The sequence below is a fragment of the Mesobacillus sp. S13 genome, assembly GCF_020422885.1.
GTDB lineage: Bacteria > Bacillota > Bacilli > Bacillales > Cytobacillaceae > Mesobacillus > Mesobacillus selenatarsenatis_A.
Map to the genome: position 1 here is coordinate 1,639,158 of NZ_CP084622.1, position 20,870 is coordinate 1,660,027.

The 20,870-nt window shown below is 41.0% G+C and carries 24 protein-coding genes; 18 read left to right on the top strand and 6 right to left on the bottom strand.

The features are described from left to right. Positions 1-170: 170 nt before the first annotated feature. Both LGO15_RS08200 and LGO15_RS08205 read left to right on the top strand, forming a co-directional pair. Positions 171-452 carry an Fpa/YlaN family protein gene (locus LGO15_RS08200; protein ID WP_041965554.1) on the top strand — a complete coding sequence of 94 codons (282 nt, stop codon included), beginning with the start codon at positions 171-173 and terminating at the stop codon, positions 450-452. Between the two features lie 184 nt (positions 453-636). After that, positions 637-1,845 (top strand): FtsW/RodA/SpoVE family cell cycle protein, encoded by a 1,209-nt coding sequence (locus tag LGO15_RS08205; protein WP_226087301.1) that lies wholly within the window; start codon positions 637-639, stop codon positions 1,843-1,845. Positions 1,846-2,122: 277 nt separating this feature from the next. Here LGO15_RS08205 and LGO15_RS08210 read toward each other — a convergent pair whose 3' ends face one another. After that, on the bottom strand, positions 2,123-3,079 hold the full coding sequence (locus tag LGO15_RS08210) for a COX15/CtaA family protein (protein ID WP_226087302.1): 957 nt from the start codon (positions 3,077-3,079) through the stop codon (positions 2,123-2,125). Positions 3,080-3,696: 617 nt separating this feature from the next. On the opposite strand from LGO15_RS08210, the gene cyoE reads away from it, so the two are divergent. The 8 genes from cyoE (at position 3,697) to eis (ending at position 11,633) form a co-directional block, all read left to right on the top strand. Beyond that, positions 3,697-4,623, top strand: a complete 927-nt coding sequence (cyoE, locus tag LGO15_RS08215) for a heme o synthase (protein WP_167831866.1) — start codon at positions 3,697-3,699, stop codon at positions 4,621-4,623. A 102-nt stretch (positions 4,624-4,725) separates the two neighbouring features. Beyond that, complete coding sequence (gene coxB, locus LGO15_RS08220) at positions 4,726-5,799, top strand: cytochrome c oxidase subunit II (RefSeq protein ID WP_167831865.1); 1,074 nt, start codon at positions 4,726-4,728, stop codon at positions 5,797-5,799. 31 nt (positions 5,800-5,830) lie between these two features. Next, entirely contained in the window at positions 5,831-7,702 is a 1,872-nt protein-coding gene (gene ctaD / locus LGO15_RS08225) for a cytochrome c oxidase subunit I (RefSeq protein WP_167831864.1), read from the top strand. Then, positions 7,702-8,331 carry a cytochrome (ubi)quinol oxidase subunit III gene (locus LGO15_RS08230; protein WP_226087303.1) on the top strand — a complete coding sequence of 210 codons (630 nt, stop codon included), beginning with the start codon at positions 7,702-7,704 and terminating at the stop codon, positions 8,329-8,331. The genes ctaD and LGO15_RS08230 overlap by 1 nt, the downstream gene beginning before the upstream one ends. Before the next feature lie 4 nt (positions 8,332-8,335). Continuing rightward, on the top strand, positions 8,336-8,671 hold the full coding sequence (ctaF, locus tag LGO15_RS08235) for a cytochrome c oxidase subunit IVB (protein ID WP_226087304.1): 336 nt from the start codon (positions 8,336-8,338) through the stop codon (positions 8,669-8,671). A gap of 151 nt (positions 8,672-8,822) precedes the next feature. Next, entirely contained in the window at positions 8,823-9,734 is a 912-nt protein-coding gene (gene ctaG, locus LGO15_RS08240) for a cytochrome c oxidase assembly factor CtaG (RefSeq protein ID WP_167831861.1), read from the top strand. Positions 9,735-9,885: 151 nt separating this feature from the next. Then, a complete protein-coding gene (locus LGO15_RS08245) occupies positions 9,886-10,350 on the top strand; it encodes a DUF420 domain-containing protein (protein WP_167831860.1) in 465 nt (154 codons plus the stop codon). 110 nt (positions 10,351-10,460) lie between these two features. Continuing rightward, positions 10,461-11,633: a GNAT family N-acetyltransferase gene (gene eis / locus LGO15_RS08250; protein ID WP_226087851.1), complete on the top strand. Its 1,173-nt coding sequence runs from the start codon at positions 10,461-10,463 to the stop codon at positions 11,631-11,633. Positions 11,634-11,688: 55 nt separating this feature from the next. On the opposite strand, the gene ytvI is transcribed toward eis, so the two are convergent. Next, positions 11,689-12,747, bottom strand: a complete 1,059-nt coding sequence (gene ytvI / locus LGO15_RS08255) for a sporulation integral membrane protein YtvI (protein ID WP_167831859.1) — start codon at positions 12,745-12,747, stop codon at positions 11,689-11,691. A 281-nt stretch (positions 12,748-13,028) separates the two neighbouring features. On the opposite strand from ytvI, the gene LGO15_RS08260 reads away from it, so the two are divergent. After that, on the top strand, positions 13,029-13,385 hold the full coding sequence (locus LGO15_RS08260) for a hypothetical protein (RefSeq protein WP_167831858.1): 357 nt from the start codon (positions 13,029-13,031) through the stop codon (positions 13,383-13,385). Positions 13,386-13,405: 20 nt separating this feature from the next. Here LGO15_RS08260 and LGO15_RS08265 read toward each other — a convergent pair whose 3' ends face one another. Further along, entirely contained in the window at positions 13,406-13,765 is a 360-nt protein-coding gene (locus LGO15_RS08265; RefSeq protein ID WP_167831857.1) for a YugN family protein, read from the bottom strand. A gap of 240 nt (positions 13,766-14,005) precedes the next feature. Between LGO15_RS08265 and LGO15_RS08270 the strand changes: the two genes are divergently transcribed. Both LGO15_RS08270 and LGO15_RS08275 read left to right on the top strand, forming a co-directional pair. After that, positions 14,006-14,434, top strand: a complete 429-nt coding sequence (locus LGO15_RS08270; protein ID WP_226087305.1) for a CBS domain-containing protein — start codon at positions 14,006-14,008, stop codon at positions 14,432-14,434. A gap of 281 nt (positions 14,435-14,715) precedes the next feature. After that, on the top strand, positions 14,716-15,795 hold the full coding sequence (locus LGO15_RS08275; protein ID WP_413231397.1) for a CAP domain-containing protein: 1,080 nt from the start codon (positions 14,716-14,718) through the stop codon (positions 15,793-15,795). Positions 15,796-15,843: 48 nt separating this feature from the next. On the opposite strand, the gene LGO15_RS08280 is transcribed toward LGO15_RS08275, so the two are convergent. Both LGO15_RS08280 and LGO15_RS08285 read right to left on the bottom strand, forming a co-directional pair. Continuing rightward, complete coding sequence (locus tag LGO15_RS08280) at positions 15,844-16,209, bottom strand: hypothetical protein (protein WP_226087307.1); 366 nt, start codon at positions 16,207-16,209, stop codon at positions 15,844-15,846. 11 nt (positions 16,210-16,220) lie between these two features. Then, complete coding sequence (locus LGO15_RS08285) at positions 16,221-16,712, bottom strand: PaaI family thioesterase (RefSeq protein ID WP_167831854.1); 492 nt, start codon at positions 16,710-16,712, stop codon at positions 16,221-16,223. Positions 16,713-16,931: 219 nt separating this feature from the next. Here LGO15_RS08285 and LGO15_RS08290 point away from each other — a divergent pair, with 219 nt between their 5' ends. The 4 genes from LGO15_RS08290 to LGO15_RS08305 all read left to right on the top strand — a co-directional run bounded on the left by LGO15_RS08290 (position 16,932) and on the right by LGO15_RS08305 (position 18,607). Next, positions 16,932-17,330, top strand: a complete 399-nt coding sequence (locus LGO15_RS08290; protein WP_226087308.1) for a YlbD family protein — start codon at positions 16,932-16,934, stop codon at positions 17,328-17,330. A 14-nt stretch (positions 17,331-17,344) separates the two neighbouring features. Then, positions 17,345-17,584 (top strand): YlbE-like family protein, encoded by a 240-nt coding sequence (locus LGO15_RS08295; RefSeq protein ID WP_167831852.1) that lies wholly within the window; start codon positions 17,345-17,347, stop codon positions 17,582-17,584. A 123-nt stretch (positions 17,585-17,707) separates the two neighbouring features. Continuing rightward, on the top strand, positions 17,708-18,175 hold the full coding sequence (locus tag LGO15_RS08300) for a YlbF/YmcA family competence regulator (protein ID WP_167831851.1): 468 nt from the start codon (positions 17,708-17,710) through the stop codon (positions 18,173-18,175). A 156-nt stretch (positions 18,176-18,331) separates the two neighbouring features. Beyond that, entirely contained in the window at positions 18,332-18,607 is a 276-nt protein-coding gene (locus LGO15_RS08305) for a YlbG family protein (protein WP_167831850.1), read from the top strand. A 55-nt stretch (positions 18,608-18,662) separates the two neighbouring features. Here LGO15_RS08305 and LGO15_RS08310 read toward each other — a convergent pair whose 3' ends face one another. Continuing rightward, positions 18,663-19,052 (bottom strand): DUF7147 family protein, encoded by a 390-nt coding sequence (locus tag LGO15_RS08310; protein ID WP_167831849.1) that lies wholly within the window; start codon positions 19,050-19,052, stop codon positions 18,663-18,665. Positions 19,053-19,219: 167 nt separating this feature from the next. Here LGO15_RS08310 and LGO15_RS08315 point away from each other — a divergent pair, with 167 nt between their 5' ends. After that, positions 19,220-20,617 carry a hypothetical protein gene (locus LGO15_RS08315; RefSeq protein WP_226087309.1) on the top strand — a complete coding sequence of 466 codons (1,398 nt, stop codon included), beginning with the start codon at positions 19,220-19,222 and terminating at the stop codon, positions 20,615-20,617. Positions 20,618-20,870: the final 253 nt, after the last annotated feature.

Genomic DNA, 20,870 nt, shown 5'->3' on the forward strand with positions numbered 1-20,870 from the left:
CATAATAATTATTTATTCAGTATAACGATATTTTAGCAAGTTGTCATTTGTACTTATCCATAGCACAGAAACCTTTATTTCTGGATGCCTAATATTCTTGCTTTTTTGTCCACTTAAGGGTAAAATTTATAGATAGGATTGGGTAATCGCTCGGAAACGGGGGGATCAAGTTGGCGTCTGATATGATAATTAACCATCAGGAAAAAGCCCATGCCTTATTAAAGGCTGACGCTGATAAAATTTTAAAGCTGATCAAAGTGCAAATGGATAACCTTACAATGCCTCAATGCCCTCTTTATGAAGAGGTTTTAGATACGCAAATGTTTGGATTATCAAGAGAGATAGATTTTGCAGTAAGACTCGGCTTAATCGAAGAATCAGATGGAAAAGTAATTCTTGACCAGCTGGAACAAGAGCTTTCCATTTTGCATGAGGCTTCGTTAAAAAAATAAATCCTAAAAACTCAAACAATCTCAATGAATGTTTGAGTTTTTTTGTGGGTCTTTTATGATTCGTGATTTCACCTTAACAAAGGTATGACTATTTTACATTTCCATAACTTTTCCTTAAACGAAGGCAGGATATTTCAACTTATAGTAGAATAGATTAAACAACTTAGAAGATGGGGAAGAGACGATGTTTAAAAAAATACTGAAATCCTATGACTATTCATTGATCATTGTTGTTGCGCTCTTGTGCTTGTTCGGCCTTGTCATGGTTTACAGTGCCAGCATGGTCACTGCCATCCAAAGGTATGATTATCCTAGCGATTTTTTCTTTCAAAAACAAAAGTTCAACTTAACGCTTGCAACATTCCTGTTTGTTTTAGCGGCATTGTTTCCTTACAAGGCGATGAAAAGCACAAAGTTATTAATGTTAATGGTAGCTTTTATCCTGTGTGGATTAGGCGCTTTGTTTGTCTTCGGGAAAGTGACGAACAATGCATTGAGCTGGTTCGAATTGGGCGCTAGAAGCTTGCAGCCGTCAGAGTTTGCGAAATTAAGTGTAATCATCTATCTATCAGCCGTATATGCTAAAAAGCAAGCCTACATAAACGAGTTCAACAAAGGGGTTGTACCGCCTCTTGTCTACTTGATTTTAGTGTGTATGCTGGTCGCGATTCAGCCTGACTTCGGAACTGCGGCAATCATTTTTGCTATTGCCTCAACGATTATTATTTCTTCAGGAATGAACTTGAAAAATATCGCCAAGCTGATATTATTTGGACTCGCATTCCTTGCTCCTTTTATTCTGTTTCTTCAGGATGAAATCTTTTCTGAAACAAGGGTAGGAAGGTTTACTGCTTACAGCAACCCTTTTACAGATGAACAAAATACAGGCTATCATCTAGCTAATTCTTATTATGCTATTGGTTCAGGCGGTTTGAAGGGTTTGGGCCTAGGGGAAAGTGTCCAGAAACTTGGATATTTGCCAGAGCCGCATACTGATTTCATTATCGCAATCATCTCGGAGGAATTAGGAATTTTCGGTGTAGGATTTGTATTGCTTAGTCTGGCATTCATCGTTTTGAAAGGAATCCATATCGGACTTAAGTGCAAGGATCCTTTTGGGAGTTTACTGGCAATCGGGATTGCAAGTATGATTGGTATCCAATCATTTGTTAATCTAGGGGGAGCTTCGGGGGTCATTCCGCTCACGGGTGTACCGCTGCCATTTGTCAGTTATGGAGGATCTTCCTTGTTACAGCTTGCCATAGCGACGGGAATCCTGGTGAATGTTTCGATGTTTGTTAACTACGAAGAGAAATATAAAAAGGACAAGGCTCCACAGCCAAAAGCTTCACCAGCTGTGGTAAACACGAATACCTTCAAGTTCAGATCTTAAGCGATAGGGGTCTTTTACAAAGCATCTTTATCACCTCAAGCGTTATATATATCTATTTTAAAATAGACTTATGGATAGTTCCACGTTAAGTTTGGAAGTCCTGTTGATTGGAGTGGAAGGCGCGTAGACTCCTGCCAGCCCCGCGGAAAGCGAAGCGCCTGGAACGGAAAATCAACAGCCCCCATTTCAGCACCAACCAAAAAAAGACTGTAGACAAGCTCGATTTCCATCGATTTTGTCTACAGTCTGAAAGCTGCAGCAGATGCTGCAGCTTTTTTTATTTCACCGTTGCCGGGGAAAGTTCAACTGGTTTAGGGTTTTGGACTCTTGCGGCATTCTTCTTGCTTCTTGAAACAAGAAGGATAAAGTAGCTAAAGACACCAAAGAGAACAGATATGAAGAATGCATGTCCCAGGGCGATGTAAAGATTCAGTCTAGTGTAGATAATCAAAGCACCTGCTATGACCTGGAGGGACACGAGAATCATAGATATGATCCATCCCCAATACAAAACTTTTTCATGCTTGTAATGTTTGACAGCGATATAGGTAACATAAGCGACCCAAATAAAAATGAATCCAGCCGCAGCTCTGTGTCCCATCTGTACCCACTCGTATATATTTGTTGGGAGGAATGCTCCTCCATTCGTACATAGTGGCCAGTCCTTGCAGACTAAACTTGCATTCATATGTCTGACCAGGGCTCCAGTATAAACGACGAGATAGCTGTAAACAGCAAGTCCGATTATATGGAATCTCATCCTTTTATCGATTACCAGCTTTTCAGCTTGAAACTTTTGATCGACCTCAAATATAAGCAACGTCAATAAAAGTACAGCGGCAAAAGAAATTAGTGATATACCGAAGTGCAGTGCCAGGACAAAGTCAGATTGGCCCCACACGACAGCGGCAGCACCGATCAATGCCTGTAGAATCAGAAAGAAGAAAGATAAAACGGCCAAAAACTTCGTTTCGCGTATATGCCCGATAGCCTTCCAAGTCCAGATGGACAATACGAGTACCATAATGCCTACGCTGCCTGAAACCAACCTGTGGGCAAGTTCTATTACCAATTCCGGAGTTATATCAGTAGGAACGAATTCCCCGTTACATAGCGGCCAGGACTTCCCACAACCCATTCCGGATTCAGTTTTGGTAACCAAAGCTCCCCCGAGCAAAACAAAAAGCATCCCAATCGTGGTTAAAACAGCCAGCCACTTGAGGGAACGATTCATATTCATCACCTGCTTATTCATAGTTCGATAAGTTGTCAAATAATAAACTTGACATGTATAATGGAAGAAGCTTGTAGAAAAGAAAAAATTCTACTCCTATAATAACGAATTTTGACGAAAAAGGATAGAAAACAATACTTAAGATACTACACAATAATAGGTAATAATTCAATACTTACTATTATAGTTGGACAACAATCGGTTTTCTAGGTAAAATGCACATGGCAACACCAAGTTGTTTTCAATAATGGAATTACATACCAGCGATTTTACAAACATGAAAATATTATCCAAGAATATGTAAAAATGAAAAAATGAAGCTCTTCAAACATTCTCCAAATATCAAGTCAAAATTCCTTGCAATAAAAATAAACTTTATGGATAATGGCGGTAAGACACAAATTAGTCAAATTTTGTTCAAAAAAAATTCACAAAAAAGTTGTGAAGTGTGATTTAATATACAACGTAGGCTTTATTTTTCTACACAAACATTTAACAGCCTTAACACGTTGAGAATAGTGAAAACTATCCGGAATATAAATTACAAATACTCTTCTTTTTTTTGTAAAAATTTCGTCTCTGGAATTTTGAAGGAAAAGGGATGAAGGAGGATATGGATGTCTAATTCAAAAGCTTTATCAGAAGCTGTATTAGAAAACGGACAGCCGGCAGTCGTGGAGAGAACGATGATGAAAGACTTTCTTGCACTCATTAAAGTAGGAATTGTTAATTCCAATGCCATGACCACGTTTACTGGATTATGGTTAGCGCTTCATTTTAGCGGAGCGCGCTTCCTGGATAATATTGATTTGATTCTTGCGACATTGATTGGCTCCTCGCTGATCGTCGCTGGTTCATGCAGCTTGAATAACTACATCGACCGGGATATCGACCATTTAATGGAGCGGACGAAAGACAGACCGACTGTCACAGGGAAAGTCCAACCAGGTAAAGTGGCATTGATGAGTTTTCTTTTGATAGGGATTGGGACCGCGTTTTTGCTTACGACTACCGTTACGGCTGCTGTAATTGGCCTGTTCGGAGTTTTTAGTTATGTTGTTCTGTATACATTGTGGTCAAAGAGACAGTATGTTTCCAACACGATTGTCGGAAGTATTTCAGGAGCAGTACCGCCATTAATTGGTTGGGCTGCAGTTGACGCAAACCTTGATGTCATGGCCTGGATGCTTTTTGCCATCGTTTTTGTATGGCAGCCGCCGCATTTTTATGCTCTTGCCATGAGAAGGGCAGAAGAATACCGCGCAGCTGGAATCCCGATGCTTCCTGTCGTAAAAGGATTCAAAGCGACGAAGAGATCGATTTACCTATGGATTACAGCATTATTGCCGCTTCCATTCTTCCTTCAGGAGCTCGGAATCTCATTCATGGTTCTGGCGACAATCCTGAATATTGGATGGCTTGTTTTGGGAATCTACCTTGAAAAGCTTAAAGATGATATAAAATGGGCAAAACTGATGTTTGTATATTCTTTACAATACTTAACGGTCATGTTTGTCGCTATGGTAATTGTCACACTTATTTAACCTTTGTTAGGAGATTCACTCTTTGATGAGAGAGGATTTTTCCATATATTTTTTACAACAAAATTTATAAGATTTTTTACGAAAGAGGGGTTTAATTAAGCTATGAAGATGCTTGCTAAATGGCGTCTGCTGTCATTGTTCACTTTGATGGCATTAGTCTTGTCCGGCTGTGGTGAGCCATACCTGTCTACATTAAGACCAGCAGGTGAAGTTGCTCAATCCCAGTATGAACTTATGTTGTTGAGCACGGCGATTATGGTGGGAGTAATTGCTGTCGTCACAATCATTTTTATCTATGTTGTCATGAAATTCCGCAGGAAGAACGACAACGAAATACCTAAGCAGGTAGAAGGAAGCCACAAGCTGGAAATTCTTTGGACTGTTATTCCGATCTTATTGCTTCTTATTCTTGCTGTTCCAACGGTTGCTGCAACTTTTAAGCTTGCAGATGTTTCCCCTATGGAAAAGAAAAACGCTGAAGGAAAGACAGATGCGCTTGTAGTTAACGTGCGCGCGAATCTTTACTGGTGGGAATTTGAGTATCCAAATGAAGAGATCATCACCAGCCAGGATTTAGTAGTCCCTACTGATGAAAAGGTTTACTTTAATCTTAAGGCTTCTGATGTAAAACACTCTTTCTGGATTCCTTCTGTTGGAGGAAAGATGGATACCAATACGGATAACATCAACAAATTCTGGCTCGAGTTCGATAGTAAAGGAGCCGATGAAGCTGGCGGACTTTTCTACGGAAAATGTGCTGAGCTTTGCGGACCTGCACACGCATTGATGGACTTCAAAGTAAAGGCATTGCCACGCGCTGAATTCGATCAATGGGTAGCTGACATGCAAGGAGTTAAAGAAGCTGTTAAGGCTGAAACTGCAACTGCACAGCAAGGGCAGGAAATCTTCAACAACAGCTGTATTGGATGTCACGCTGTAACTCCGGCAAACACAGCCCCAGAAGCAGCCCGTGTTGGTCCTAACTTGACAAATTTCGGTGAACGTTCTCGTATTGCTGGTGTTCTTGATCATACACCAGAGAACCTGAAAAAGTGGTTGGAAGACCCAGAAGCATATAAGCCGGCAAATAAGATGACTGGCAAGTATCCTGAGCTTTCACCTGAAGAACTAGATGCATTAACAGAATATCTGATGGGCTTGAAAGTCCAGAAATAATTGGGGATATGTTTGAAAGGGAGGTAAAACTGTGAGTACCTATGCTCAGAAAAAGGGATTCGGCGCAACGTTATGGGACTACCTGACAACGGTTGACCATAAGAAAATCGCAATCCTTTATCTAATGGCTGGCGGATTCTTCTTCGTCATTGGCGGACTAGAAGCATTATTCATCCGTATTCAGCTAGCTGTACCTAACAATGATTTCGTAAGCGCGGGTTTTTATAATGAAATCCTGACAATGCATGGAACAACGATGATTTTCCTTGCTGCGATGCCGCTTGTATTTGCATTCATGAATGCTGTTATGCCACTTCAGATTGGTGCGCGTGACGTAGCATTCCCATTTTTGAACTCTTTAGGATTTTGGTTATTTTTCTTTGGTGGAGTATTCCTGAACCTTTCATGGTTCCTTGGTGGAGCTCCGGATGCTGGTTGGACTTCATACGCTTCTCTAGCAATTGCGTCTGAAACACACGGTATCGATTTTTATGCACTTGGTTTGCAGATATCCGGTGCGGGTACACTAATCGGGGGGATTAACTTCCTCGTAACGATCGTTAATATGCGTGCTCCGGGAATGACTTATATGAGGATGCCGATGTTCACTTGGGCAACATTCGTAACATCTGCGCTAATCCTGTTCGCATTCCCACCGCTAACTGTTGGCCTTTTCTTAATGATTTTTGATCGTATGTTTGGTTCAAATTTCTTTGATGTAGCAAATGGTGGTAACACAATCATCTGGGAACACCTATTCTGGATCTTTGGCCACCCGGAAGTTTATATCTTGATCTTGCCGGCATTCGGTATTTTCTCAGAAATATTTGCGATTTTCTCTAGAAAACGTCTTTTTGGTTACTCATCCATGGTGTTTGCAACCGTATTGATCGGTTTCCTTGGATTCATGGTATGGGCTCACCACATGTTCACAACTGGTCTTGGACCGATTGCGAACGCGATTTTCGCAGTAGCGACAATGGCGATCGCCGTTCCGACAGGTATCAAGATCTTTAACTGGATGTTCACGATGTGGGGAGGAAGCATCAAGTTCACTACTCCGATGCTTTGGGCTGTTGCCTTCATTCCATCATTCGTTGCTGGTGGGGTAACAGGTGTCATGCTTGCATCCGCTGCAGCTGACTATCAGTACCACGACAGCTATTTCGTTGTCGCTCACTTCCACTACGTTATCGTCGGTGGTGTAGTATTTGCCCTATTTGCTGGTGCGCACCTGTACTGGCCAAAAATGTTCGGCACAATGCTGAGCGAAAAATTAGGCAAAGTTACTTTCTGGTTATTCCTAATTGGTTTCCACATGACGTTCTTCATCCAGCACTTCCTTGGATTGATGGGGATGCCACGTCGTATCTTCACTTTCCTTCCTGGACAGGGACTTGAAACTGGAAACTTGATCAGTTCAGTTGGTGCCATCTTCATGGCAGTTGCAACGATCGTACTATTAATTAACGTCATCATGACACAAGTTAAAAATGAAAAAGTTGGAAACGACCCATGGGGCGATGGACGTACATTAGAGTGGGCAATTGCATCACCACCGCCATTCTACAACTTCAAGCAGCTTCCGCTTGTACGCGGACTTGATGCTTACTGGCTGGAAAAAATGGAAGGCAAGAATGGCATGACGCCTGCGGAACCGCTTGGCGATATCCATATGCCGAATAATTCTTTCATTCCTTTCGTTATCTCATTTGGTCTTTTCATCGCAGCATTTGGTGCAATGTACCGTGCAGAAACAAGCTGGGGACTACTTGTACTCATCCTCGGTATGGCAGTGACTTTAGGAGCGATGTTCGTACGCTCTATTAAAGATGATCATGGATTCCATATTCATAAAGAAGATTTAATGGAAGATGATAATGATAAGGGGGCAAAGGCATAATGCAAGCTGAAGAAAAATTCACTTATGAAACATGGCCTGCGGAGCCTGAAAAAGCAACCCTCGAAGCAAAGAACAAGTTTTTGGGCTTCTGGTTCTTCCTTGGCGGAGAGACAGTATTGTTTGCGACTCTGTTCGCAACTTATCTAGCATTGAAAGATAAGGTGCCTAGTGCTGACCATGCACTTGCCAAGGATATCTTTGAAATACCGCTGGCGTTTGCAGCGACAATGCTACTTTTAACAAGCTCTTTGACAAGTGTATATGCTATGTATCATATGAAAAACTTCAATTTTAAGAAGATGCAGCTTTGGTTAGGCTTGACTGTAGCCCTTGGCGCGGCTTTCCTTGGGCTTGAGATTTATGAGTTCAATCACTATGTACACGAGTTTGGCCACACATTCACTAGCAGTGCATTTGGTTCAGCCTTCTACACACTAGTCGGTTTCCACGGTGGCCACGTTGCATTCGGTCTTGCTTGGATCATTACATTGATGGTCCGTAACTCCAAGCGTGGATTGAATCTGTACAACGCTCCTAAGTTCTATGTTGCCAGCCTTTACTGGCACTTCATCGACGTTGTATGGGTATTCATCTTCACGGTTGTATATCTAATGGGAATGGTGGGATAAACTGATGGCTAATCAACAACCAAGTTCAGGGAACCCAAGAGTAGACGTCGAATATCGTCGCAAGAAAAGCGCCGAAGAGATGAGATACCAAATCGTTTCCTTTGCATTGATGATTTTCTTGACAATTGTTGCCTTTGTTGCAGTTGGATATGAAGGATTCTCAGGCTGGTTCACAGTTCCGTTCATCCTTCTGCTCGCTGTGATCCAGGTAATCTTCCAGCTTTACTACTTCATGCACATGAGCCATAAGGGACACGAAGCACCTTCTTTGTTCCTATATTCTGGTGTTGTTGTAGGAGCAGTAACAATTCTTGCTTTCACAACAATTATCTGGTGGTAATATGACAGAAAGAAAAAATCGGCCTATAAGCCGATTTTTTCTTTGTAAGTGAGTATGCTAACAATTAATGGCAAAGCCGTTATATTGAAGTGCCTTTCCTTTGGAAGTATAATGAAAGTAAAGTTCTTAAACAGGACGGGGTGAAAAAACGATGCTTACTCTAGATATATTTGGGTTCAGGGCACTATGGAGTCCGATGTATTTTCTTGTGATGGCAGCTCTATTAGTTGCCTATTATCTAGTTGTCTTCAAGTACTATGATCGTTTCAAGGAAGGTATGCCTGCAACACGTAAACAGGCTATGTACTTTACCTCTGCAATCATTGTGCTGTATATAATTAAAGGGTCGCCCGTTGATTTGATGGCACATATCACATTTTATATGCACATGATACAGATGGCAGTCCTATACCTTGTTGTTCCGCCTCTTTTGATTTTTGGCTTACCTGACTGGCTTTGGAGATCGATGCTATCGCTGCCGATAGTCGATCCTCTATTCCGCTTTTTTACAAAGCCCTTGATTGCCTTGATTTTGTTCAATGGGATATTCTCTATTTATCATATCCCGCTGATTTTTGACTTTGTAAAAACGGATATGTGGCTTCATGCTACCTATACATCGGTGTTATTTGTACTTGCGATGTTCATGTGGTGGCCGCTCGTCAATAAATTAGAAGAGTATCAGACTTTATCAGGTGTTAAGAAAATGGGATATATCTTTGCTGACGGTGTACTGATCACACCAGCATGCGCTTTGATCATCTTTGCCGATACACCTATGTACGCAACTTTCTCCGACCCTAATGCATGGGGTGAGGCTTTGAAATTATGTGTACCGCCTACAATGTTATCGAGTTTAAATCTCAGCGGTCCAGAAACGTTCAGTTCTATTTCACTGCTGCATGACCAGCAGCTTGGCGGAGTAATCATGAAGGTTATTCAGGAAATTGTTTATGGTATTTTCCTGGGATATGCGTTCTTCCAATGGTTCCGTAATGAAGAAGATCGCCAGGCTGAGCAGGACGCGATCAATCTTGCCAGCGCCCCGCAGCCGGTCAAATAAATGGATTTTTAAAAGCTTCCTTTTTTGGGGAGCTTTCATTTTTTTCTCTGCAAGAAAATTTATCACTTATATGCAATCAAATATTGAAAAAAAGAGACAGGTCACCTACAATTAATCTTATGGAGAAATAATGATTGAGAGGTAAACATATATGTCTAACTTACCGATCCTGCCAACAATCAGCACAACTTTTATTGTTTTAAGTGCGATTACCGTGGCAATTGGCTGGGCCCAAATTAAACAAAGAAAAATTGACCAACATCGCAAAACCATGACGCTGGCAGGGGTTTTCGCGATCATATTCTTTGTCATCTATGCATCAAGGACAATCTTTATCGGAAATACTTCCTTTGGAGGACCGGAGGATATCAAGATTTATTACACACTGTTCTTGATTTTCCATATCACACTTGCGACTATTGGAGCGGTTCTCGGAATCATTTCACTTTACACGGGATATAAAAACAGGCTGGAGCGGCATCGCAAACTTGGACCTGTGACCAGTGTTACCTGGTTTTTCACTGGAATTACCGGTGTGGCTGTTTATTTGCTGCTTTATGTGTTTTATGAAGGTGGAGAAACAACTTCAGTCATCAAGGCCATACTTGGAACCTAGCAGACTTTAAAAACATTGCTTATAGCAATGTTTTTTCTGTTTTTAGAAGGTATTCCACTTTAAGCAGGCGAATCTATTAGGGTGTATAAAAGGGGGAGATTCACCTGGATATTAAAGTTTTATCCGAAAAACATTATATGGAGTCAATGAAGTTATCAATGTATGCTTTCCAATATAAAGTACCGGAAAGTGATATTCCGAAACGTCTGGAAACGTTGAAGAAACATCATTTGCTTGGGATTTTTGAGGGAGAAGAGCTAGCGTCCAAGTTGCATATTCTTTCTCTGAAAGTGAAGCTTGGACAGATAGATTGGAAAATGGGCGGAATTGCTGGTGTAGCCACGTATCCTGAGCATAGACGTAAAGGGCATGTGAACGCACTGATGAAAAGGGCATTAAAGGATATGAATCAAGAAGGAAACGTTGTCTCATTCCTTCACCCATTCCAGATTGACTTTTATAGAAGATTTGGCTGGGAGATTATTTCAGACAATAGAAAGATTACAATTGAGAAGTCGGATTTAAAACAGGTAGATGCAAAAAAGGGGATTATTAAGCGACATACAGAGGAAAGGCACTCTTCTGATATCGAAAGGGTGTATGAACGCTATGCAGAAATGCATACGGCTATGCTTGCAAGGGATACGGAATGGTGGAGCAGGAGCATATATGGGGACCAAACAGCTGCTGTGTATTATGATTCTGAAAATGAAGCCGCAGGATACCTGTTATACGAGATTAAAGAAAATGTAATGAAGGTCGAGGAATATGTTTCTTTATCTCACGAAGCGAGAAAAGCGCTATGGAATTTCATTTGCCAGCATGATTCAATGGTAGAACGTGTAGAGATCTTGACATCAATCCATGACCCCTTCCCGTATTTTTTGAAGGAGCCTAAGCTCAAGACTGAAATCTATCCATATTTCATGGGCCGGATCGTGAATGCTGAAAAAGCATTATCGACATATCCCTTCAGGAACGTGGATGCTGGGAAGAATGTCTTCATCCATCTGGATGACGCTGCTGCTCCATGGAATGCAGGGACTTATATAATAGGGCAGGAAGGGGTTAAATTTTATCCTGTCAAAGAGGGAGGATCCTGCGTAACAGCTCCGAAGCGCGGATTGCACTTGAATATCAACAGCTTGACTGCTTTGTTATTCGGCTATAAACGTCCACTTGAATTATATGAATTGGAACTCCTCAAGGGAAACATTGATGAAGTCAAGGAGCTCGAGCAGGCAATACCAGCGTTCAAGCCATTCTTCTATGATTTTTTCTGATTCTCTACTAATGCAACAAACCCCGGGTATCAAGCCACCCGGGGTTTTTGCGTGCTTAAATCTTGAATTTAAATTTAATGATGCCAGCTTCTTTTGCTGAATTGAATCCTATTAATAGCAGTGGCCCGATGACGAAACCCATGAAACCAAATAGCTTAAGGCCAAGATACATGGCAATCAGGGTGGACAATGGAGAAAGGCCGATATGGCTGCCCATTACTTTAGGTTCCACAGTCCGTCTGATGATCAGCAAAATGACTGCCAGGACAGCAAGTTGTGTTCCGAGAGCGATATTTCCTGTGGCCAGGTGGAAGATGGACCATGGTGCCAGAATGACGATTGAGCCAATCAACGGGATAAAATCAATAAGCCAGATCACCGCGGACATCACAATGGCGTATTCTGGTGTGATGAAAAGCAATCCAATTAGTGCAACGATAAAGATAATCACGCTTACTAGAAACTGGGCCTTCAAAAATCCAAATACAACGTAAGAAAGTCGTGAAGTCATGAAATGGACTTTGTCAGCAGTTCTTTCTGTCAAATGGCTGTAAACACCCTTCCTTAATGATGGCAGTTCCAGCAAGAAGAGAAACAGGGCAATCAAATAGACCAGGAAGCTGATCAGGAAATTCGGGATATAGGTCAGCAAGGCCTTCAGATTATCTATATTGATAAATGCGATCATGTCATTCTTGAGTTTATTGAGAAAGTCCTCAGCGCGGTTGCTGATTTCAGTAACTACTTCCCTTGGAAGGTCATTAGCCGCTTCAACAAAACTATTTTCGGCCTTATACCAGGCATTTGTGATTTCATTTATATAGACTGGAGTATTATCAATCAAGTCAATTGCCTCGGTGACTGCCGTCGTAGTCAGGAAATAGCCAGCGACCACAATGAGCAATACGAAGAGGAGGAAAACTGTCAAGACTGCCAAGCGCCGTCCGCTTTTGAATCTTTTCTGGAAGTATAAGACTGCAGGCTCAAGAAAAAGGGCAGTGATCAAAGCAGCAATCAACGGGATGGATACCGGCAGGATAATGTAGAGAATTGCTGCAACTAAGATGGTGATTAATGCAATTATGATCGTGCGTTTAGTGAAAATACCGGACAAGTGAAACTCCTTTCTATACTCCTGATGAGTATATACCTCTAAAAAGCATTGTATTAAGGTCAACTAAGCCTTAATTGTCAAAAAGCGCAAAAAATTCCTTAACACTTAAATTATAGTACGCATTTAATATAAGAAACAACAAAAATCCGCTATTATCCATGTGTTTTTGTAAACTTTGTTGATTTTTAAACAGACTGGTCCTTTAAATGAACGTTTGAAAGTTAAGTTCATATGTCTGCCGATGAAAATCAGGTTCCGCAACCTTATAGAGGGGTGAGGGAATGAAGGAGTCTAGAAAAGTCATGCCTCTGGAATATAGAGAGGTATGCCGTGCGGTCTGTGCGATTGTCCATGCCAATATAAATGACAGTCCTTTTTTTCACCAGTCTAAGGTAAAGGCCAGGATTTCTCGATTACGAAGAAACTCATTCGCTGATAATGGGGTCTTCGTTGAACTTGACCAGGGAATTGTGAAAATAAAAGTATATGTTGACACTATAGCAGGTGAAAATCCGATTCTTCTTAATGCAATGGTGCTTCAGAAAAACATAGAAGAGGAGATTGTGCTGCTAACTTCTATTATGCCCAAGAAGATTGATATCTTCATTACGGGCCTGAATATAAAAAAGACGCAATGATTGCGTCTTTTTCATTGATATTAAATCGCGAATGTTTCTACTTCAGCTTTTACATCTTTTAAAAGCTTTTCGCATTGGCTGACAAGTGCTTTCGGGAATTGCTCGCCTTCCCCATACTCAACGCCATGTGGATAATAATGTTTTCCTAGTAAAGGAGTCATCAATTGAATGATCGCTTTATGTGCACCAACATCTCCCTCGTGGACATAGCCTTGGACACGCAGATAAAACGTTCCTTCCTTGACCACTAGCTTTTTGTCATAGGTTACTCTCTCATAGTCCCATTGTCCTTCACGTACCAGACCGTGTTCTAACATAACCTCATCAAGACGGTTCAAGTCCGCTTTCAGGTTTTCAATACCTGTATTTTCGAATTTCATCCTTTTCCCTCCTAAAACACACTACAGTAATATCGCCTAATAAAGATTATATCTCAAATTTAATAATAGTAAAAATATGATTAAGTTGCAATGAATATAAAAGTGAATTTCTTAGCTTTACGTTCTGCTATCAAAGGTAATATACGGGGAAATAAGATTTATCTAATTTAAGGCATAATTAACATCATACGGGCTACCCTAACAGTGAGAATAAGCTTTGATTCTTAAGGAGGAAAAATAGTGCGTAAAATTAGTGATATAATGACTAGCGATGTTGAAACCTGCAGTTTGCTGGATAATGTATTCGAAGTGGCAGTCAAAATGAAGGAATGGAATGTTGGATCCATTCCAATTGTAGACGAGGATAAGCTCGTAGGCATGATTACCGACAGGGACATAGTCATTAGAGGAATAGCAGAGAAACATCCACCGTCTTCAAAAGTGGAAAGTGTAATGAGTGACCATCTTGTCACAGCCACACCGGATATGACGACCAAAGAAGCAACCAGACTAATGGCGGAACACCAAATAAGAAGGCTGCCAGTAGTCGAAGGAGATACACTAGTAGGGATTGTCGCTTTAGGAGACTTTGCTGTAGATGAAATGACAGACGAACAGGCCCAGCACGCTCTATCAGAAATATCAGAGCCGGGAAATCATATGCAATAATCTAAGGCACTCATATTGGGTGCCTTTTTGTCATTAACAGGCCAGGTGATCTGCTTTTCTCCTGAATTTTGTTGTTTGATTTTATATAGAACAAACGGTATGTTAGGAGTAGGTCAAACAAGTTAAAGAATAAATTTTTTAGCCTATAGAAGACTTCTATTAAAAACATCGCTATAAATGATATAATAATTTCAAAAAACATTCATATAGTGATAGAGAGAGAATCGTGTCTTTTGACTCACAAAAGAGTAACAGGCGATTGTCAATAAGGGGGGATCTACCTGCGAACGATTGTAAGGATTTTAATCTTTGCTGCAATTTTTTTACTTATTGGTTTATACATGGGATATAACAAGGAAGATAATGATGAATTGGTAATCGAACAGAAGTCGACTCCTAAAGTAGATGAATCCCTCAAAAAGGACATAAGTGAACAAAGTATCAGTGAGGGAATTGAGCAGCCATCACAAGGTGTCGGTTCCTTGTTAGGAAAGGAAATCGACTCTCTTAAAGAGACCTTAGGAGACCCATCGAGAGTGGACCTATCAGCCTATGGTTTCCATTGGTGGATCTTTAACAATGACCCAGATGAATATATCCAGGCTGGTGTCTTGGATGGAAAGGTCGTGACGGCTTATGGCATTGGACCTTCAGTCAATGTACAGCCATTTAAAATTGGCCAGCGCATTGAGGAAATTTTCTCCATGAACGTTATTGAGCCAGATGTAACATTTGAATATAATGGAAGCTCTTATAAGTTCGAGCTTTCCGAGCAGGATATGAACACCCGTCCTATTATAAAAATGGGAGAGTACTTTGTACAGCTCTATATTGATAAATTCACTAGTTCTGTTTCGAGCATCCGGTATATGGACAAAGAAACGATTGTTAAGCAGCGTCCATATGAAATGGTCTACAGGGGAAGTTTGATAGAACCGCCAGTGCTTTCGGAAGGTGATTGGATCAGGATTGAAGCCGGTCTCGAAAAACAGATCCTAGACATTACAAATGCGATCAGATCAAGGCATGAGCTTTCAAAGCTTGAATGGGATGAAAAAACAGCAGAAGTAGCATATGCCCATAGCAAGGATATGGCCATTGAAGATTATTTCTCGCATGAGTCAGACAAGTACGGGGATTTATCTGAAAGGCTTAAAGCGGCAGAGATTTTGTATCAATTAGCTGGCGAAAACATTGCAGCTAACTATACAGATGGACCAGCCGTTGTCGAAGGCTGGCTGAATAGTGAATCCCACCGTGAGGCATTATTAAACGAAGAATTTACGCATCTTGGTGTAGGGGTATATCAAAGGCACTATACCCAGAACTTTTTGAAAATGTGGGAAGAACCACAACAGTAATGGCTATTTTACATTCATCCATAAGATAGAAAAAGAGCATGCACCAGGTCATGCTCTTTTGTTTTGCTTGATTGTCCTATTGACTGAGAAGAAACCCTGTTTCCAATTACCATATAAATGGACCATTTCTCCTTCGGTATAAAGAGGAGGAATTGCTCCCTTCCTTAATGGTGTCACTTTTTTTACAGTCAATTCCTTTGAGCCAGTGTTGATTTTTAAAACGATAATATAGTTATATCGATGATAATAAAACCGCTCTTTATATTCCGTAACCTCGATGATCTTTCCGCTTACGATCGCTTCCTCAGGAATGTTTTCAAGTTGGATCCATTCCTGGAAATTCGCTTGCATTTCTTTCTTCGTCAACCAGTAAAAATAAGCAAGGACAATCGGAATCACAATTGCTGTAACCATTATTGATCACCCTATTTATGCTGTTTTTTTACAACGAAAAAGCTGCCGGAAGAATGCGCAATTTTTTTGCCGTCAGACCTGAATACATCGGCTTCAAGGACGATGGTACTTCTGCCTTGATGGATCAGCGTCGCTTTACAATGGAGATTGTCGCCTATTCCGGGTGCAAGGTAATGGATGTTTATTTGTGATGTGACAGCTGCGTAGCCTTCTGGAAGCAGTTTATTTGCTAATGTGCCCATCGCCGTGTCGAGGATCGTGGCAGTAAAGCCGCCATGAACTATGCCCAGTGTATTATCGAGCACATTTGTGATTGGAATATCAATTTCGCAAGTTTCATGATCGAGTCTCCTATCCATATGCAGGAGGCCATCAATGTACGTGCTGTTTTTACCGCTAAGTTTATTTTTCACTCCTGAAAGTACCGTTTTAAGTGCTTCAATCTCCTGTTCGCCTGATAGCGAGATGCATTCGTCTAAAAGCTGCTGCAATTCTTTTTCCACTATATTATTACCTCTTTCTGAATGGCTCTGTTCCTTAGAGTTTTATATCAATAAAATTATCTTAAAAAAGCCACCTTCTTATTCTGTTTTTTATTTTAACACTTTAAAAAAGTTAGATGAAGCTAAAAGCAAGCAGATTCACATGCAAGCAAGGATTCACCAAAAATGATGGTTCTCATATGCTATTATAGGCATTTGTTACACTGTGAGGTGAAAGCTATGGCCAAAAAGAAACTTCATCCCTCTGTTGAGAAGTTCAAGGAATTTGTGAAGAGCCATCCAGAGCTCGTGCAGGAAGTCAGGAAAGGCAATACGACCTGGCAGGAAATGTACGAGGATTGGTACCTGCTGGGCGAGGATGACCCAAAATGGAACAAGAGCAGTAATGAAAAGGACGAAAAAAGCGAAGAAAAGGAAAAGAAAACGGATTGGTTAGGGACGGTCATGGGGGCTGTTAAAAATATGGATCCCGAACAGGTTCAAGGACAAATCCATAATATAAGCCAGGCACTCGGAGCAATCCAGGGTGTGCTTTCTCAGTTCCAGGGAAGCAAAGGCGGACAGCAGCCATCGAATAGTTCAGGACCTTCACATCCTTTCTCCTTCAGGCAGGATTAGAACGGAGGCTAAAAATGCGCAAAGATGTCATGGAGCAATTGCGATCGAATAAAGAATTGATTGAGTTCGTGCGGTCTCAGCCACACTGGTACAGGAAACTGAGCAGGGATCCCAGGGATATTTATTCTGCAGAGATCGCGGCACTGCATCATTTTGAAAAAACGATCCCTCATAAGGTTCAAAAGTTCTCCAATAATATCCAGATGGCGTCCATGATGATGCATATGTTCTCGAGCATGAATTCCCAATCTTGAACAAGCTTTCTTCTGAATGAGGAAAGCTTTGTTTGCTTTTAGAAAGTAAAACAAGCAGGCATGTAAGGCCCTTCGGTTGGTGCTGGACGGAAAGTTTAGCATTTCTGGCAGTTTCATGGTAAAATGAGGTTCGGAGGTGAGCCAGCATTGCTTGCTGTTACATCAGAAAGAGTACTATTGTTGGAAGAAGCTGAACAGTTAGTCAGCATGATTTTACAATCAGATATTGCCGAATATTATCGGGAATGTTTATATAAGGTGAAGAATAATCCGGAGACAAAGAGGAAGGTTCGGGACTTTGTGGACATGAAGGAGCGCTATGAAGAGGTTCAGCGTTTCGGGAAGTACCATCCTGACTATAAGGAAGTCATGGGACAGATCAGGATAGTGAAAAGAGACCTGGATATGGATGAGGTTATTGCCGAATTCAAAAAAGCGGAAAATGATTTGCAAAATATGCTTGATGAGGTTAGCGTCATCATCGGCAGATCCGTTTCGGATAGCGTGAAGGTTCCTACCGGCAATCCATTCTTCGAGAGCTCTTGCGGAGGCGGCTGTGGCAGCGGAGGAAGCTGTGGGTGCTCTGCTTAAATCGGTACAAAAAGCATGGATGATCCATGCTTTTTTCTTTTGATTTGAGCTTTGTTTAGGTTCAATGCCATGTTTAATATGATTGATGATTGAAAAAACTGGTTTTTGTATGCTAGACTAGTACAAAGCAAACGTTTACCGAAGGGGAAAAAGAATATGATAGGACAGAGGCAGGGAATCATCGTCTGGCTGTATTCATTAAAACAAGCCAAGATGCTTAGAAGATTTGGAAATGTTCATTTTGTCTCGAAAAAATTGAAATATGCAGTAATATATTGCAATCTTGATGAGGCAGAGTCGCTGATGGAGAAAATCAATTCATATTCGTTTGTTAAAAAGGTGGAACCTTCCTATAAACCATTCTTAAAGATGGAATTCGAAAACTCATCCCCTGATAAAGCAAAAGAATATGACTATAAGATGGGAATATAGAAACAAACTAGTAAAAGGTGAGGGGAATCCCCTCACCTTTTTATTTTCCATTCTACTATTGTAGCGGCGGAATATAGTGGTTCAGCCTTAAAATGCCTATTAGGTGCTGATAGTACAATTCTTTTTCAGGGAACATGGTTGATGGCTTTGCATCAAATTCAATGATTGTTTTCCCAAGTTCAGAGGCGAGTTCCGCGAACATGTCGAAGCGTTTGTTATTCAAGACATGAGGGTTTGGAATGCCTTCTCTGCATACGTAAAGGGCCTGGAATTTCCCTGGATCTGTTGGTTTGAGCACAACGACAAGGGAAGTTACCTCTTTTTCATTTATTTTTGTATGGATCGCCATTAAGTGCATCAGTCGATGCTGGTTTGCCCTGGCAGTTTCTAATAGTTCGTAAAGATCGGAATATCCTTCTCCAAGCTCTATAAAGCGCTGAATCAATCTGAATTACCCCTTCCAACTTTTCATTCCTTCATACTTTACCATTTGTGGCAAAAAAATTGAAGCGTTTGTCAGACTTGACTTTTTTTATAAATTTTAAAGTTTATCTTACTCTTGTCTATTGTTTTTGCTATTTTATTAAGTAGAAGAGATTGGGGAGTCAGGCAATGAAAAAAGTATCCATCTTGATGATATCAGGATTAATGATTATTATTTGCGCGGTCGTTTTTTGGCAGTGGCATGTATATTCAAAAGACAGCGACAAACCAGCTGAACCAAAGGAAGAGTTATCGATTATTGCTTCGGTGAAGGTTGAGGCGAATCAGCTCCGGGTAAAACAGACTTTTCAAGGTCTTGACGCGAATCGAAAATATGAGGCTCTAATTCCGGCACAAGTGTCAGAGATCAAGTGCACCGATGCAGCAGGAAAGCCTTGTGAAGATGGAGTTGCAAAATTGCCAAAGGGAAAGGACATCCAGTTTGAATACATGATTAAAACAGGCTCGGGGTTCTCGCTTCTATTGAATGATTGGATGGTTGTACTGAAGGATGCAGAGGTCACCAAGTCGAGAATTGAAATCGTAGACCACTATAACCGCAAAGGAACCTGGGCTGCCGGGCTACCATTGAAGGGCTTTAAGCAAACGGAGCTGCTGCACTATTATGTGTTTGAAGGGGTGAATTCAAATCCTTCTTTATATTGGCAGGAAAAACCTCTTTTTAAACTAAGCGGACAAAAGGAGATACAATATTATACCAGTCAGAAGGACCAGGCTATCTATGAATTTGATAGTCTGGGAATCCTTTCTGGCCAACATTTATCTGTGGTCATCACAGATGGCCACAGATCTGTTCTGGGCAACGGGCTTTTGCTGGCTGGAAATAAGCTGACTGACAAGGAGCTTGAGCGGAAAATGGCCATAGTTTTATTGGCGTCAAAGTTTGAAACAGAAATGGGCATGGAAGGATTCACTCTTGAGACTCTCGCGTCACTGGTTATCAAACAGGAACCGGAGAATGCGAAAAGCAAGTCGATGGCTGCAGAGCTTAGAAATACATTGTCTGCAGAAGAAACAGTTGATTTTATCACTTATTTTTCTGAAGAGGAACATCTCGATGGCAGCTTGCTTGATGAGTACTTGTCATCGATCAGAGGAATGAATACGAAGTTCTTCTTACAGAACCGCCAAGAAAATCAAGCAGTTTACCCATTGCTTTTCACAGATGCAAGGAGTGTCATCGTGAATGAAATGGAAAGCGATGAACTGGAGGTTGTGGTCAGAGGTGATAAGCACTTGTTTCCTTTGGTTCCTACACTGGGTGCGTTAGGGTATAAAACCAACATAGGAACTGATTTTACTGTCATGGAATTCTCTTCTGACACCAGGAATTATCACTTCAACTTAAAAAGTAAGACATTCATTCTTAATGGCCAAAGCTTTGGACTTCTTGAGAATCCCTTTCAGTACATACATGGCGAATGGTACCTGGAAAAGTACTGGTTTCCAGGAATTTTTAAAGTGGAAATTACCGAAAATGATGACAGCTTCATTCTTGAATCATAATGGCTTTTGCGTAATTCCTTAGGCAAAAAAAAAGCCCTGCAGTTTCTGCAGGGTCCTTCTATATCCTGTCAACAGGATAGAAGGCAAAGGGAGAGGAGAAACCGGAGGAAGAACTTATGGGGAAACGTAAGTCTTCTCCGCGGTTGGCAACAACATCCTCAAATTGATGTTGTTAATCATCATTATTTCCACATTAGGAAGGGATATACACTTATTTGGTTAATTTTTTATATGTGTGGTAGGATAAGGGAGT

Bases quoted from the DNA above. Each gene is read 5' to 3' on its own strand.
- ctaG (WP_167831861.1), top strand. From the start codon at position 8,823: ATGCTTACTCTAGATATATTTGGGTTCAGGGCACTATGGAGTCCGATG.
- LGO15_RS08295 (WP_167831852.1), top strand. From the start codon at position 17,345: ATGCGCAAAGATGTCATGGAGCAATTGCGATCGAATAAAGAATTGATT.
- cyoE (WP_167831866.1), top strand. From the start codon at position 3,697: ATGTCTAATTCAAAAGCTTTATCAGAAGCTGTATTAGAAAACGGACAG.
- LGO15_RS08260 (WP_167831858.1), top strand. From the start codon at position 13,029: ATGAAGGAGTCTAGAAAAGTCATGCCTCTGGAATATAGAGAGGTATGC.
- LGO15_RS08210 (WP_226087302.1), bottom strand. From the start codon at position 3,079: ATGAATCGTTCCCTCAAGTGGCTGGCTGTTTTAACCACGATTGGGATG.
- LGO15_RS08290 (WP_226087308.1), top strand. From the start codon at position 16,932: ATGGCCAAAAAGAAACTTCATCCCTCTGTTGAGAAGTTCAAGGAATTT.
- LGO15_RS08315 (WP_226087309.1), top strand. From the start codon at position 19,220: ATGAAAAAAGTATCCATCTTGATGATATCAGGATTAATGATTATTATT.
- LGO15_RS08280 (WP_226087307.1), bottom strand. From the start codon at position 16,209: ATGGTTACAGCAATTGTGATTCCGATTGTCCTTGCTTATTTTTACTGG.
- LGO15_RS08265 (WP_167831857.1), bottom strand. From the start codon at position 13,765: ATGAAATTCGAAAATACAGGTATTGAAAACCTGAAAGCGGACTTGAAC.
- ctaF (WP_226087304.1), top strand. From the start codon at position 8,336: ATGGCTAATCAACAACCAAGTTCAGGGAACCCAAGAGTAGACGTCGAA.
- LGO15_RS08305 (WP_167831850.1), top strand. From the start codon at position 18,332: ATGATAGGACAGAGGCAGGGAATCATCGTCTGGCTGTATTCATTAAAA.
- coxB (WP_167831865.1), top strand. From the start codon at position 4,726: ATGAAGATGCTTGCTAAATGGCGTCTGCTGTCATTGTTCACTTTGATG.
- LGO15_RS08205 (WP_226087301.1), top strand. From the start codon at position 637: ATGTTTAAAAAAATACTGAAATCCTATGACTATTCATTGATCATTGTT.
- LGO15_RS08245 (WP_167831860.1), top strand. From the start codon at position 9,886: ATGTCTAACTTACCGATCCTGCCAACAATCAGCACAACTTTTATTGTT.
- LGO15_RS08300 (WP_167831851.1), top strand. From the start codon at position 17,708: ATGAGGTTCGGAGGTGAGCCAGCATTGCTTGCTGTTACATCAGAAAGA.
- LGO15_RS08230 (WP_226087303.1), top strand. From the start codon at position 7,702: ATGCAAGCTGAAGAAAAATTCACTTATGAAACATGGCCTGCGGAGCCT.